15 protein-coding genes are annotated in these 13,937 nt (G+C 68.5%); all 15 read left to right on the top strand.

Going from position 1 to position 13,937, the window contains the following annotated elements; genetic code table 11:
• Positions 1-14: 14 nt before the first annotated feature.
• The 15 genes from flhF (at position 15) to flgK (ending at position 13,884) form a co-directional block, all read left to right on the top strand.
• A complete protein-coding gene (flhF, locus tag PIGHUM_RS09935) occupies positions 15-1,646 on the top strand; it encodes a flagellar biosynthesis GTPase FlhF (RefSeq protein WP_124079420.1) in 1,632 nt (543 codons plus the stop codon).
• 129 nt (positions 1,647-1,775) lie between these two features.
• Positions 1,776-2,498, top strand: a complete 723-nt coding sequence (locus PIGHUM_RS09930) for an RNA polymerase sigma factor FliA (protein WP_124079419.1) — start codon at positions 1,776-1,778, stop codon at positions 2,496-2,498.
• Positions 2,499-2,694: 196 nt separating this feature from the next.
• Positions 2,695-3,360 (top strand): flagellar basal body P-ring formation chaperone FlgA, encoded by a 666-nt coding sequence (gene flgA, locus PIGHUM_RS09925; RefSeq protein ID WP_124079418.1) that lies wholly within the window; start codon positions 2,695-2,697, stop codon positions 3,358-3,360.
• 235 nt (positions 3,361-3,595) lie between these two features.
• A complete protein-coding gene (gene flgM, locus PIGHUM_RS23880) occupies positions 3,596-3,877 on the top strand; it encodes a flagellar biosynthesis anti-sigma factor FlgM (protein ID WP_160142229.1) in 282 nt (93 codons plus the stop codon).
• Positions 3,874-4,233 (top strand): hypothetical protein, encoded by a 360-nt coding sequence (locus PIGHUM_RS09915; RefSeq protein ID WP_124079416.1) that lies wholly within the window; start codon positions 3,874-3,876, stop codon positions 4,231-4,233. The genes flgM and PIGHUM_RS09915 overlap by 4 nt, the downstream gene beginning before the upstream one ends.
• 120 nt (positions 4,234-4,353) lie before the next feature.
• Entirely contained in the window at positions 4,354-4,773 is a 420-nt protein-coding gene (gene flgB, locus PIGHUM_RS09910; RefSeq protein ID WP_124079415.1) for a flagellar basal body rod protein FlgB, read from the top strand.
• Positions 4,774-4,786: 13 nt separating this feature from the next.
• Positions 4,787-5,200, top strand: a complete 414-nt coding sequence (flgC, locus tag PIGHUM_RS09905; RefSeq protein ID WP_124079414.1) for a flagellar basal body rod protein FlgC — start codon at positions 4,787-4,789, stop codon at positions 5,198-5,200.
• Positions 5,201-5,233: 33 nt separating this feature from the next.
• Positions 5,234-5,893, top strand: coding sequence for a flagellar hook assembly protein FlgD (locus PIGHUM_RS09900; protein ID WP_124079413.1), 660 nt, complete (start codon positions 5,234-5,236; stop codon positions 5,891-5,893).
• A 56-nt stretch (positions 5,894-5,949) separates the two neighbouring features.
• Positions 5,950-7,209, top strand: a complete 1,260-nt coding sequence (gene flgE, locus PIGHUM_RS09895) for a flagellar hook protein FlgE (RefSeq protein ID WP_124079412.1) — start codon at positions 5,950-5,952, stop codon at positions 7,207-7,209.
• Between the two features lie 16 nt (positions 7,210-7,225).
• On the top strand, positions 7,226-7,969 hold the full coding sequence (gene flgF / locus PIGHUM_RS09890) for a flagellar basal-body rod protein FlgF (protein WP_124079411.1): 744 nt from the start codon (positions 7,226-7,228) through the stop codon (positions 7,967-7,969).
• A 140-nt stretch (positions 7,970-8,109) separates the two neighbouring features.
• On the top strand, positions 8,110-8,892 hold the full coding sequence (flgG, locus tag PIGHUM_RS09885) for a flagellar basal-body rod protein FlgG (protein WP_124079410.1): 783 nt from the start codon (positions 8,110-8,112) through the stop codon (positions 8,890-8,892).
• Positions 8,893-8,903: 11 nt separating this feature from the next.
• Entirely contained in the window at positions 8,904-9,620 is a 717-nt protein-coding gene (locus tag PIGHUM_RS09880) for a flagellar basal body L-ring protein FlgH (RefSeq protein WP_124079409.1), read from the top strand.
• Positions 9,621-9,631: 11 nt separating this feature from the next.
• Entirely contained in the window at positions 9,632-10,753 is a 1,122-nt protein-coding gene (locus PIGHUM_RS09875) for a flagellar basal body P-ring protein FlgI (RefSeq protein WP_124079408.1), read from the top strand.
• On the top strand, positions 10,753-11,868 hold the full coding sequence (gene flgJ / locus PIGHUM_RS09870) for a flagellar assembly peptidoglycan hydrolase FlgJ (protein ID WP_124079407.1): 1,116 nt from the start codon (positions 10,753-10,755) through the stop codon (positions 11,866-11,868). Before PIGHUM_RS09875 ends, flgJ begins: the two co-directional genes overlap by 1 nt.
• Positions 11,869-11,985: 117 nt before the next feature.
• Positions 11,986-13,884 carry a flagellar hook-associated protein FlgK gene (gene flgK, locus PIGHUM_RS09865; RefSeq protein ID WP_124079406.1) on the top strand — a complete coding sequence of 633 codons (1,899 nt, stop codon included), beginning with the start codon at positions 11,986-11,988 and terminating at the stop codon, positions 13,882-13,884.
• Positions 13,885-13,937: the final 53 nt, after the last annotated feature.

The raw sequence follows: 13,937 nt of genomic DNA, 5'->3' as shown, positions 1-13,937 counted from the left end.
CAGGTATCCGCCCCATGAAATTCCGCAAATTCGTCGCCGCGTCCACGCGCGATTGCCTGCGCATGATGCGTGAAGCGCTCGGTGCCGACGCCATGATCGTGTCCACCCGCCGCACGACTTCCGGCGTGGAAGTGGTGGGAATACGCGCGCAGGACATGCCGATCGCCGATGACGGCCCGATTCCTGCCGAATCCGCGCCGGAGCCGCAGGCGGCGGAACCCGCCGGCGCGCTGTGGGACGACATGGAAGACGAGCCGGTGCGGCTGTCTCCGGCCGCGCGCGTGCTCGCCAGCCAGAAAGAGGAGCGCGCCTCCGACGTCGCGCCTCCCGTGAAAGCCCCCGCCAAGGCAGCGCCCAAGGCGCCGGCCATCGCCGCCCGCATCGAGGCTCCGGCCGATCCGGCGGAGTTGCCGCTGGCCCGCTGGCCGCGGGTGCAGGAGGCGCAGATCCCGCATCTGGTCCGCGCGGGCCGCGATCAATCGGATGCGCCTCCGGCCGCTGCCGCCGGCGCGGCCGGGGAGGACGGCAAGGCGGTGCCGAAGTTCGGCGTCGCCCAGCAGGTGAATGCGGCCGTCGCGCCCCCGGCCGCAGCGCCGGTGCCGGCGCCCGCTCCGGCGCTGCCGGCCGCGGCCCGCATCGATGAGAACGACCGCGCCGAACTGGTCATCCAGGTGTCCGATCCCATCGTCAGCGAGATGCGCTCGATGCGCACCTGGCTGGGCCGCCAGATGGATGCCATGGCCTGGCGCGACAGCATGCAGCGCCAGCCGCTGCGCCGCGATGTCTGGCGCCGCATGGTCGACAGCGGCTTTACGCCCGAGCTGGCGCGCACCGTGGCCAGCCGCCTGCCGGTTGGGCACGATCCCGACCAGGCGGCGCAGTGGCTGGCCGATGCGCTGGTGCGCAACCTGGCGTGCATCGATGCCGCCGACAGCCTGATCGAACGCGGCGGGCGCTATGCCATCGTCGGCCCGACCGGCGTGGGCAAGACTACCACCACCGCCAAGATCGCCGCGCATTGCGTGGTCAAGTACGGAGCCGGTTCGCTGGGGCTGATCTCGACCGACCAGAACCGCATCGGCGCGATGGACCAGCTGCATACCTTCGGCCGCATGCTGGGAGTGGAAGTCTATGCCGCGCGCGGGGCGAACGATCTCGAGGTGCTGCTGGCGAGCATGGCCGACCGCCGGCTGGTGCTGATCGACAGCGCCGGGCTGAGCCAGCGCGATGCGCAGATCTCGCGCCACCTGGATGCCTTGTCGGTCGGCGGCGTTGAGCGGGTGCTGGTGGTGCCGGGCGGCTCGCACGCCGAGCAGGCCGAGGACATCGTGCGCGCCTACTCGGCCGGAGGACTGGCCGGCATGATCGTTTCCAAGATAGACGAGGCGGTGCGCCTGGGCGGCGTGCTCGATGCGGCGATCCGCCACCGCCTGCCGCTGCACTACATGACCAACGGACAGCGCGTGCCCGAGGACATCCATGCTGCCAACGCGCTCCTGCTGGTGCATCGCGCGCTGCGCGTGCGCAATGCGCCGGTATTCGCGCTCGATGCGGAAGAGCTGGATTGGGCCTGCGAAGCATCGACCGATGGCGATGCCGTGCAGGCCGCGGGCACCGACGCGCCGGGCCTGCCGGAGGGGGTATGAAAATGGCCGGATACGCCGCACGCTTGGTTTTTTTTGCCGCCGGGCCGCTCCCAAGGCAAAAACGCCCCCTCGGGGGGCAGCGCTGCCGCGAAGCGGCAAGCGCGGAGGCTTTTTTTGGGCGAGGACCGCATGTATACGCGTGACGGAACGCTGGCGCGCGAGCTCGACGTCGAGCCGTACGTGCCGCTGGTGCGCCGCATGGCGCATCACATGGTGGCCCGCCTGCCCGCCAGTGTGCAGATCGAGGATCTCATCCAGGCCGGTATGCTGGGGCTGCTGGACGCGCTGGGACGCTTCGAGGAAGGGCTGGGCGCGCAGTTCGAGACCTATGCGACGCAGCGCATCCGCGGCGCCATGCTCGACGAGCTGCGGCGCGGCGACTGGATGCCGCGCAGCGTGCGCCAGACCCAGCGCAAGATCGAGGGCGCCATGACCCGCAGCGAACACCGGCTGGGGCGGGCGCCTTCCGATGCCGAGATGGCCGAGGAGCTCGGCGTGCCGCTGGGGGAATACCAGCAGATGCTGGCCGAGGCGCGCGGCGTGCAGCTTTTTTACTATGAAGACATGGACCGCGGCGAGGATGCCGATGGCTACCTGGACCGCCACGCGCCGTCCGATCCCGCGGCGGACCCGCACGAGCGCCTGTCGGACAGGCGGTTCCGCGAAGCCGTGGTGACCGGCATCGAGCGCCTGCCCGAGCGGGAGAAACTCGTAATGGGCATGTATTACGAGCAGGAAATGAACTTCAAGGAAATCGCCGCGGTGCTCGGCGTGACCGAGTCGCGCATCTGCCAGCTGCATTCGCAGGCGGTCTCGCGTTTGCGCACGCGGCTCAAAGAATGGAAAAAGTAGAGGGTCCCCCCCTACGCGCTTACGCGCGCCCCCCAGGGGGCGATGCGGGTGGACCGGCGGAGCCGGATCCACCGCATCCTGGGTCTAGTCCAATGTGCTGTGGTGGTGGGGGCGTGGCTATGAATGGCTTTGGAGGATCGTGATGAGGCGCGGGGTTTGGGCTGGGGTGTTTGCTGCGGCGGCTTTGGTTCTGGCTGTGGGTTCCGCGCGGGGCGCGGAGTCCGCTTCGCGGGTGCCGGTTCGGGAACTGCTGGAGCAGGGGCGGCTGTTGCTGGAGGAGCGGGCTGCGGGGTCGGCGGCGGCGCTGGGCGGGCGGGTGGAGGTGCACATTGCCGAGCAGGCTGCGGCGCGGGTTGCCGATGCGCCTTGCGTGCCTATGGTTTTCCTGCCGCCGGGCGGCCGCCCTACCGGCAAGACGTCGATAGGATTGCGCTGCGCGGCGCAGCCCTGGCAGATCCGCGTCCCCGCCGAAGTGGCGCTGCTGGTTCCGGTTCCGGTGCCGACGCGGCCGCTCGGCGCGGGGGCGGTGCTGCGCGAGGGCGACTGGTCGCTGGCGGAGGTCAATCTCGCTGCTTGGCCGCGCGGCGTCGCGACGGATCCGGCGCAGATGGAAGGCGCGACCGTGGTGCGGGCGGTCAAGGCGGGCGAGCCGATTCCGCCGGCCTCGCTGCAATCGCGCGCGCACCTGGGGGCGGGCGACCCGGTGCAGGTGATACTGAACGGCGCCGGCTTCGTCATCAAGGCCACCGGCAAGATGCTTCACCAGGCCAGCCCGGGCCAGCAGGCCCGTGTCCAGCTCGACTCCGGCCGCACCGTCGCCGGCATCCTGCGCGACGACCGCGAAATCGAAGTCAGGTTGTAGGCCCCCCTCTACGCGCTTACGCGCGCCCCCCAGGGGGCGAAGCTGGCGGACTGGCGGAGCCAGATCCGCTGCTTCCTGGGGGTGGCTTCATGGTGCGTTCCGCTTGCTTTTTGTTGCGGATATCGTAGCTAGCGGCCTCACGAATGCTAAAGTTAGTTGGCGCCATGCCGATAATTGCCTTATCCGCCCGGGCCGATCCCGCATCGGCGCCAAGGCGACCAGACGGACATCCATCGTGAAAATCACGCAAAAAGGCCCGGAGCCAATCAATATCCCCCGCCCCGCGCACGGCGCCGAGGCGCGGCCGGCCGCGCCCGCCAAGGCGCCCTCCGGGAACGAAGACCAGGTCCAGCTCTCGCCGCTGGCCAGCGGCCAGCTCTCGGCCAGCGAGGCCCCGTTCGATGCCGAGAACGTCGAACGCATCAAGCAGGCTATCCGCAATGGCGAATTCACCGTCAATGCGGAAGTCGTGGCCGATCGCCTGCTCGACGTCGAACGCGGCCTGATCCGCTCGTGAGTTCGCTCGACGCTTTCGCCTCGCTGCTGGATCGCTGCGCAGAAGCGGGCCGGCAGCTGTCGCAGGCCGTGGCCGGCACCGATACCGGCGCCATCGACGCCGCCACCCAGGCCCTGGGCCAGTACGTGCTCGAAGTGCAGCGCACCTTGCCCCAACTCGCGCCTGCCATCGAATCCCTGCCCGCCGACCTGCGCGCGGCCTGGCGGGAACAGCTCGCCCAGGCCCTCCAGCCGATCAAGGTGGGCACCGAAATCTCGACCCTCCAGGCCGCCGCCGCCTCCGCCCGGCTGGCCGCCCTGGCCCGCCTGAGCGGCGCCGACATGGCCTATACCGGCACCGGCCAACTCTCGCGCTGACGCCGTTCCCCGTAATAGCGGTACAAAACCCTCCCTACTCCGCATTTGCCGCTGGCGCCGAACGCGAATAATGGCGATGCCTGCGAAAAGGCCGCCCGCCGCACGCAGAGAGGAGGTCACGTGATCAGCCGCATCGGCGACGAACTGATGTTCAATGCGCAAGCCCTGACATTGCGCGCGCAGCGCCAGGAAGTCCTGGCGTCCAACCTGGCCAACGCCGAAACGCCCAACTACAAGGCGCGCGATTTCGATTTCGCCGCGGCCTTGCGCGCTGCCACGGGCACGCCCGAGCCGGGCGCGGCCGCCGCGCCGCTGGGGCTGGCGGCGACGAACGCCCGGCACATCCGTGCCGATGCGGCGGCCGGCATCCCGGTGGCGCTGCAGTACCGCACGCCCACCCAGGCCGCGATAGACGGCAATACCGTCGACCCCGATCTCGAACGCACGCGCTTTGCCGACAACGCGCTGCGCTACGACGCGGCGCTGCGCATGCTGAACGGCCAGATCCAGACGCTCCAGCGCGCCATCCAGAACAATTGAACGAGGCCCGCGCATGTCCCTGAACAAGGCTTTCGAAATCGCCGGCACCGCATTGACGGCCAACAGCCAGCGGCTCAACGCCGTCGCCAGCAATCTGGCCAACGCAGAGAGCGTCGCCGGTCCGGACGGACAGGTCTACCGGGCCCGCAAGGTGGTGTTCGAGTCCTACATGGTGCCCGGCGGCGCCTCCGAGGGCGGCCAGGGAGTGCGGGTGCGCGAGGTGATGACCGATCCGTCTCCGCCCAAGCGCGTCTATGACCCGAAGAACCCGATGGCCGATGCCGACGGCTATCTCAGCATGCCCAATGTCGAGATCGTCGACGAAATGGTCGACATGATCGCCGCTTCGCGCGCTTACCAGACCAACGTCGAGGTGATGAACACCGCCAAGACGTTGATGCAGAAAACCCTGACGCTCGGTAGCTAACCGCTCGGCGCGCATACGCGATGGAGTATTGATATGGCTGTATCCAACGTTTCCGGCAATTCCTCGAGCGGCACGAACGCGTCGTCGCTGAATGCCGCGTCCGCCGAGGAGCTGTCCCAGCGTTTCCTGGCCATGCTCACCGCGCAGATGAGGAACCAGGATCCGCTCAATCCGCTGGACAACGCCGAACTGACCTCGCAACTGGCGCAGATCAGCACGGTGACCGGCGTCAGCCAGCTCAACAGCACGATGGAATGGCTGGGCTACAGCATGGGCAGCCTGCAGGCCACGGAGTCGGCCTCGCTGGTCGGCCGCAAGGTGCTGTTGTCGGGCAATGCCCTGACGCTGGCCGAGGGCAAGGCCGATGGCGGCTATGTGCTGAGCATTCCGGTGGAGAACGCGGAGCTGGTGGTCAAGAACGCCGACGGCACCGAAGTCGCGCGCAAGAAGCTCAAGGACGTCGAAGCCGGTACCCATACCTTTACCTGGGATGGCACGGACGCCAAGGGCACGCAGCTCGACGACGGCGAATACACCTTCGAGGTCCAGGTGGGCGAGGGCACGCAGGTCGGCGTGGCGCCTACGCTGTCCCTGACGCAGATCGCCTCGGTGCGGCCGTCGTCCGGCGCCACGACCGTGGTCGATTCCCGGGGCAACATCGTCAACCTGTCCAACGTCTACCAGATCTGGTGATGCGGGCGCCGCCCGCCAGCCTTCCCGGATATCGCAGCTAGAGCAAGGATCCTGCAATGAGTTTCCAACAGGCATTGAGCGGCCTGAACGCCGCCGACAAGAACCTCGACGTCATCGGCAACAACGTCGCCAACGCCAACACCGTCGGCTTCAAGGCCGCACGCGCCGAGTTCTCGGACGTGTACGCCTCCACCGTATTGGGCACCTCGTCCAACGGCATCGGTATCGGTACCCGCGTCTCGTCGGTCAGCCAGCTGTTCAGCCAGGGCGCGATCTCGGTCACCTCCAACCCGTTCGACGTCGCCATCTCGGGCGAGGGTTTCTTCCGCATGGACAGCAACGGCTCGGCGGTCTATTCCCGCAACGGCCAGTTCCAGCTCGACGCCAACGGCTATGTAATCAACTCCAGCGGCATGAAACTGACGGGCTACCTGGCCGATGCCAACGGCAAGATCAACACCGCGCAGCCGCAGCCGCTCAAGCTCACCGTCAGTTCCATCGAGGCCCGCGGCACGACCGAGGCGACCCAGGGTTCGGTGCTGGATTCGCGCGCCGAGGCCATCGACGCCACGGCGCATCCGTTCGACCCGTCCAATTCGAACACCTACACGCACGCGACATCCATCGCCGTGTACGATTCGCTGGGCAATACGCACACCCTGTCGACCTATTACGTCAAGCGCGCGCCGGGCGAGTGGGAAGTCTTCACCTCGGTCAACGGCAACGTGACCAATCCCGACGTCGACGACGAGGGCAACCCCGTCGGTTTTGCGCTGAGCTTCGATTCGTCGGGCAAGATCGACCTGGACGCATCGAACAACGGCGTCTTCGACATTCTCGTCGACGCCGATACGCTGGGAACCGGCGCGGCCGATCTGGCGATCAGCTACAACGTCGCGGCGACCTCGCAGACGGGCCAGGCCTTCAGCAATGAATTGCAATCGCAAGACGGCTATACCTCGGGGCGCCTGACCAGCTTTTCGATCGACGAGCACGGCGTCCTGATGGCCAACTACTCGAACCAGCAGACGCGGGCGCAGGGCCAGATCGTGCTGGTGTCCTTCGTCAATCCGCAGGGCTTGGTGTCGGCGGGCAGCAACAACTTCCTGCAGACCACCATGTCGGGCGACCCGCGCCTGGGCGTGCCGGGTTCGAGCAACTTCGGCAGCGTCACCTCGGGCGCGCTGGAAGACGCCAACGTGGACCTGACGGGCGAACTGGTCAACATGATCTCCGCGCAGCGTGTCTACCAGGCCAACGCGCAGAGCATCAAGACCCAGGATTCTGTCATGCAGACCCTGGTCAACCTGCGCTGACGGATAGCCGGCAGCCATGGACAGGGCACTCTACATTGCCGCGACCGGCGCGCGCGAGCTGATGCGGCGGCAGGACATCCAGACCAACAATCTGGCGAACGCGCTGACGCCGGGTTTCCGCGCCGAGATCGCGGCCCAGCGCACCGCCCCGGTCGTGGGCGGCGCGGGCCTGCGCACCCGCGCCTATGCGGTCGAGTCGACGCCCGGCGCGGACATGTCGCGCGGGCCGATGATGGCCACCGGCCGCGAACTCGACGTCGCGGTCCAGGGCGACGGCTGGTTCGCCGTGCGTACCGCGGACGGCAGCGAGGCCTACACGCGCTCCGGCAGCTTCCAGCTTTCGCCCGAGGGCACGCTGGTGGACACCGAGGGCAGGCAGGTGCTGGACGCCAACGGCGAAGCCATCATGCTGCCGCTGGACGCCAAGGTGCAGGTCAACACCGACGGTTCGATCTCGACCGTTTCCGACGTGGACCGCGTCCTGGCCGCCCAGATCGGCAACCTGAAGCTCGTCAACCCGCCCGCCAATTCGCTCGAGCGCGGCGCCGACGGCCTGTTCCGGCTGCGCCAGGGCGGCATCGCCCCGGCCGACGCCGACGTCCGCGTCGCCGGCGGCATGCTCGAAGGCAGCAACGTCAACGCGGTGGACACCATGGTCGGCATGATCGCCGCCGCCCGCCACTACGACGTGCAGATCCAATTGATGCAAAGCACCGACAAAAACCAGCAAGCCGCCACACAGCTGTTGTCTGTAGGGTGAAAAGTAAAGAGCGGTCTTTCGAATTCGAGAGCATCGCAGTGAATAACCATTGTTGACCCTGGGCGCCGCGGATCCGGCTTTGCCGGTCCGCCAGCGCCGCCCCCTGGGGGGCGCGCGAAGCGCGTAGGGGGGGACCCCTCATGATCCGTTCGCTTTGGATTGCCAAGACCGGTCTGGATGCGCAGCAGACGCAACTGGACGTGATTTCGAACAACCTGGCCAATGTCAGCACGAATGGCTATAAGCGTTCGCGCGCGGTGTTCGAGGATCTGCTCTACCAGACCGTGCGTCCGGCGGGAACGCAGACGACGCAGCAGAACCAGGTGCCGGCCGGTCTGACGCTGGGCACCGGCGCGCGGCCGGTGGCGACGGTGCGCAATTATTCGCAGGGCGCGCTGCAGCAGACCAGCAGCGGCTTCGACCTGGCCGTGAACGGCGCGGGTTTTTTCCAGGTGCAGTTGCCCGACGGCACGCTGGCCTATACGCGCGACGGCAGCTTCCAGATCGACAGCCAGGGCCAGCTGGTAACCAACAACGGCCTGATCCTCGACCCGGGCATCGTCGTGCCCGAGGGTGTGAAGGAAGTCGCGGTGGGCCAGGACGGCGTGGTGACGGCGACCGTGGCCGGGCAGACCCAGCCGGTCCAGCTCGGCCAGGTCCAGCTGGCGACCTTCATCAATCCGGCCGGCCTGCAGCCGCTGGGGCAGAACCTGTTCGGCGAGACCGCCGCATCGGGCGTGCCGGTGGTCAACGTGCCCGGACTCAACGGTGCCGGACTGATCAACCAGGGCTATGTCGAGGCCTCCAACGTCAACGTGGTGGAGGAACTGGTCGGGATGATCCAGACCCAGCGCGCCTACGAGATCAACTCGCGCGCCATTTCCACGGCCGACCAGATGCTCCAGCGCATCGCGCAGCTCTGAGGGCGGGCGGCATGAAGGGAGCGTTCAGGTCCGCAGTTCGACGCGCCGCGGGCGGCGCCATCAGGGCAGGCGGCGCGCTGGCGCTGGCCGGGCTGGCCGCGTGCGCGGCGCCCCAGGTGGACATTGCCGAGCCGACCACGGCGCGCCCGCTGGATCCGGTGGCCTACAACGCGGCGCGCCGGCCCACCGGCGGCATCTTCAGCACCGCCCCGGGATACCGGCCCCTGTTCGAAGACGTGCGCGCGCGCAACATCGGCGATACGCTGGTGGTGCGGCTGGAGGAGCACATCAATTCGACCCAGCGCAACAATACGTCGGCGCAGCGGACCGCGTCGGCGTCGATCTCCACGCCGACGATCAACAGGCTGCCTGGCTCGAGCATCCTGCACGGCCTGGGTATCGGGGGCGAAAGCGACAACAAGTTCAACGCGCGCGGCGAAACCGGCGCATCGAACGTGCTGTCGGGCACCGTGACCGTGACCGTGGTGGAAGTGCTGGCCAACGGCAATCTGCGCGTCTCGGGAGAGAAACAGATCGGTACCAACCGCGAGACAGAGCGCGTGCGCTTCTCCGGCGTGGTCAACCCGGCGCACATCGTCGGCGGTAATTCCGTCAGTTCCACGCAGGTCGCCGACGCCCGCATCGAGTACCGCGGCCAGGGAGCGATCGACGAGGCGCAGACGGTGGGCTGGCTGGCGCGCTTCTTCATGTCTTTCTCTCCTTTCTGATGGGCGGGCGCATGGTTCGAACCGCTTCTTTTTCGCTCGCGGCGCTGGCTTTGCTGGTGATGTGCGCGGCGCTGCTGGCCGCGCCGGCCCATGCCGCGCGGGTCAAGGACCTCGCCAACGTGCAGGGCGTACGCAACAACCAGCTGGTGGGCTACGGCCTGGTGGTGGGCCTGGACGGCACGGGCGACCAGACCACCCAGACGCCGTTCACGACGCAGTCCCTGATGTCCATGCTGTCCAACCTGGGCATCAACGTGCCGCCCGGCACGCGCCTGCAGCTCAAGAACGTGGCGGCCGTCATGGTGACCGCCACGCTGCCGCCGTTCTCGCAGCCCGGCCAGCAGCTCGACGTCACGGTCAGCTCCATGGGCAATGCCAAGTCGTTGCGCGGCGGCACGCTGCTGCTGACCCCGCTCAAGGGGCTGGACGGAGAGGTCTACGCGATGGCCCAGGGCAGCGTCTCGGTCGGCGGTGCGGGCGCCTCGGCGGCCGGCAGCCGGGCCCAGATCAATCACCTGAGCGCGGGCCGCATCCCGTCGGGCGCGACCGTCGAGCGCGAGGTGCCTACGCCCTTCGCCGACGACGGCGCGCTGCGGCTGGAGCTGGCCACGGCCGATTTCGCCACGGTGCGCTCCATGGTCGATGCGATCAACCGCAGCTTCGGGCCGGGGACGGCCACGGCGCTGGACGGCCGCGTGATCGAATTGCGCACGCCCATGTCTCCCAACGAGCGGGTCTTCTTCATGGCGCAGATCGAGGATCTCGAAGTGGCGGGCAGCCGCGCGCCGGCGCGGGTGGTCATCAACGCGCGCACAGGCTCGGTCGTGATGAACCAGAGCGTGCGGCTGGCGCCGGTGGCGGTCGCGCACGGCAACCTGAGCGTGACGGTATCGTCCACGCCTTCGGTCAGCCAGCCCGCGCCCTTCGCGAACGGCCAGACCGTGGTGACCGAACGGGCCGATATCGAGATTCGCCAGGGCGGCGGTCCCATCATGCATCTGGATGGCGGCGCCCAACTGGCCGACGTGGTCAAGGCGCTGAACCTGCTGGGCGCGACGCCGCAAGACCTGATTTCCATCCTGCAGGCGCTCAAGACCGCGGGCGCCTTGACCGCCGAACTGGAGATCATCTGATGGCCAAACTGGACAACTCATTGGCAGTGCAGGGCATGGCCGTCGATGCCCGGTCGCTCGATGCGCTCAAGCTGCAGGCGCGCCGCGACCAGGCCGGCAGCGTGCGCCAGGCCGCGCGCCAGTTCGAGGCGCAGTTCGCCCAGACGCTGCTGGGACAGATGCGCCAGAACTCGATGGCGGGCGAGGGCGCGCTGGCGCAGGCGCTCAACAGTCCGGCATCGCAGACCTGGCGCGGCATGCTCGACCAGCAGCTGGCGTCGAAGCTGGCCGGCGTGGCCGACACGGCCAATCGCGGCAACGTGCCCGAGCGCAGCGGTCTGGGCCTGGCCGACATGCTGGAAAAACAATTGACGCGCGTTACCGTGCCCGCGGAATCGGTGCGGCGGGCCGGACTGCCGCTGTCCCTGTCCACGCTGGAACTGGCGCGCGGACGCGCGGCGGGAACGCCGGAGTCCGCCACCAGCGGCAGCATAGGCGGGATGCCGGCTGCGGCCAGCCCTGCCGCGGCCGCCGTGGCGGGCGAGGCAGGGGCCGCCCGGCGCATCCAGAACGGCAAATTCGGCACCCCCGCACCCTATGGCGCGGCTGCCGGCGCGCCCCGCGCCGCCCCGGCAGCGCCGGCCCAGGCGAGCGCGGCGCCCGCTTCGCCGGAGGAAATCCGGGCCGAGTTCCTCGGCCGCTTCCTGCCCGCGGCGCGGCGCGCCGAAGCCGCCACCGGCATCCCCGCCGCCTACATCCTGGGACAAGCGGCTCTTGAGTCGGGCTGGGGGCGCCGCGAGATCCGCGGCGCGGACGGCCAGGCCAGCCACAACCTGTTCGGTATCAAGGCGACCGGCTGGGAGGGCCGCACCGTGAGCACGCGCACGACCGAGTTCCGCAACGGCACGGCCGAACGCGTCACCGCGCAGTTCCGCGCCTACGATTCCTACGAGCACGCTTTCGAGGACTACGCGCGCATGCTCGCGTCCAATCCCCGCTATGCCAAGGTGCTGCAGTCCACCAACAGCGCCGAGTCGTTCGCGCGCGGACTGCAGCGCGCTGGCTATGCCACCGACCCGCGTTATGCCGAAAAGCTGCAGAGCACCATCCGCCGGGCGATGCAGGTCGTCGTCTGACCCGGCCGGCGCGCCCGCCGCGGCGCGCCGGCTCAAGCTTCGCTTGCGCGGACCGTTAAGTCTTCCAATAGGCGTGCGCGGGCAGTCCGCATTCCGCACGCCGCTTGCGCATCGATCATGACCACGAACATCGCCAACATCGCATTGACGGGATTGCGGGCCGCCCAGGCCGGGCTGGCCGTCACCGCGAACAATATTTCCAACCAGGGCACTGCAGGCTATTCACGCCAGCAGGTGGTCTTGTCGACCTCGCTGTCGAACTTCTCGGGCGGCGGCTATTTCGGCACCGGCGTGGACGTCGTGACGGTGCAGCGCGCCTATAACGAATTCCTGACGAACCAGGCGAGCCAGGCAGCCTCTTCCCTGAGCTACCTGAACACCTATTCCGACCAGATGAGCGGCCTGATCAACGGCATGGGATCGGTCGATACCGGCATCAACCAGAGCTTGACGGCGCTGTACGCGGCCATCAGCAGTTTCAGCCAGAACCCCAACGAGACCGCCTCGCGCCAGGCGGCGCTGGAGGCGGCGCAATCGACGGCCGCGCGGTTCCGTTCGATCAGCGACAGCCTGTCCGCCATCGACCAGGGCATCACCACACAGGTCGGTTCGGCGGTGGGGCAGATCAACCAGCTCGTGCAGAGCATCGCGGCCTACAACCTCTCCATCAACGAGGCCCGCGCGGCTCAGGGCGGCCCGTCTCCCAACGACCTGCTCGACCAGCGCGACCTGCTCATCCGCAAACTGGGCGAGTTCACCGGCATCACGACCAGCAATCAGGGCAATAGCGTCAACGTCTACCTGTCCAACGGCCAGCCGCTGGTGCTGCAGGGCCTGGCCGCGCAGCTGCGGCTCGATACCCAGGATCCGGACTCGGCCAGCGGCGCGAGCCTGTCGCTGACCATGGGCAGCCACAGCGTGCCGCTGAACGACAAGGACATCGACGGCGGCCAGCTCGGCGCGCTGATCGCATTCCGCAACAACGAGCTGGCCCAGGCCCGGACCGAACTGGGGCGCATCGCCATCGCCATGGCGTCGGCCTATAACCAGCAGCAACAGTTCGGGCTGGACAGTTCGGGCGGGCAGGGGGCGGCCCTGTTCAAGCTCGGCAGCCCGATGGCCGTGGGTTCCAGGCAGAACACCGGCGACGCCGTGTTGTCGCTGGGCATCTCGGATACGCGTTCGCTGACCGGCAGCGACTACCAGTTGAGCCGCTCCGGCACCGAATACGTGGTAACGCGCCTGGACGACGGCGAGGAATTCGGCCCGTTCACCGAGCTGCCGCAGACCGTCGATGGACTGGCGATAGGGCTGGCCGACGGCGATCTGGCCGACGGCGACGTCTTCACCATCCAGGTGGCCCGCCATGCCGCCGCGGGTATGGAAGTGCTGCTCGGCGACCCCGGCGCGCTGGCCGCGGCGGCACCCATGAGTCTGGGTGCGGACGCGGACAACGCCGGCACGGCGATCGCCTCGCGCCTGCGTTCGGAGGCCTCGGACAATGTCGACTACACGGCTTCCGTCACGGTGCGCTTCACCTCCGCCAAGGATTACGACCTGTTCGACGCGGACGGCAACGTCCTGGAGTCGGGCAGCCTGGGCGCATCGCCGCATACCATCGCCTACAACGGCTGGGCCTTCGACCTGAACGGCCTGCCGGCCGCCGGCGATGTCTTCACGGTCGGGGCCGGTCGCGGCGATCCGGCGGGGGACAACCGCAACGCGCTGGCGCTGGGCGCGCTCGGCACCGCCAAGATCGCGGGCGGCGCCACGCTGACCGACGCCTATGCCGCGCTGTTGTCCAGGACGGGCACGCGCGCCGCGTCGATAGGCGTCAGCCAGGCCGCCCAGCAGAGCGCCTACGACCAGGCCGCCGCCGCCGAACAGTCGCTGGTCGGCGTCAACCTCGACGAGGAAGGCGCCAACCTGTTGCGCTACCAGCAGGCCTACGCCGCCGCCGGCAAGGTGCTGGGCATGGCTTCGGAGCTGTTCGACCAACTGCTCGCGTCCATATGACCCCCTACGCGCCGACGCGCGCCCCCAGCGCCCCTAGGAAACCAACGGAATTG

The sequence above is a fragment of the Pigmentiphaga humi genome (genome assembly GCF_900606115.1).
Lineage (GTDB): Bacteria > Pseudomonadota > Gammaproteobacteria > Burkholderiales > Burkholderiaceae_B > Pigmentiphaga > Pigmentiphaga humi.
The sequence above is the reverse complement of the archived record's forward strand: the minus strand, read 5'-3'. Positions and strand labels throughout refer to the sequence as shown.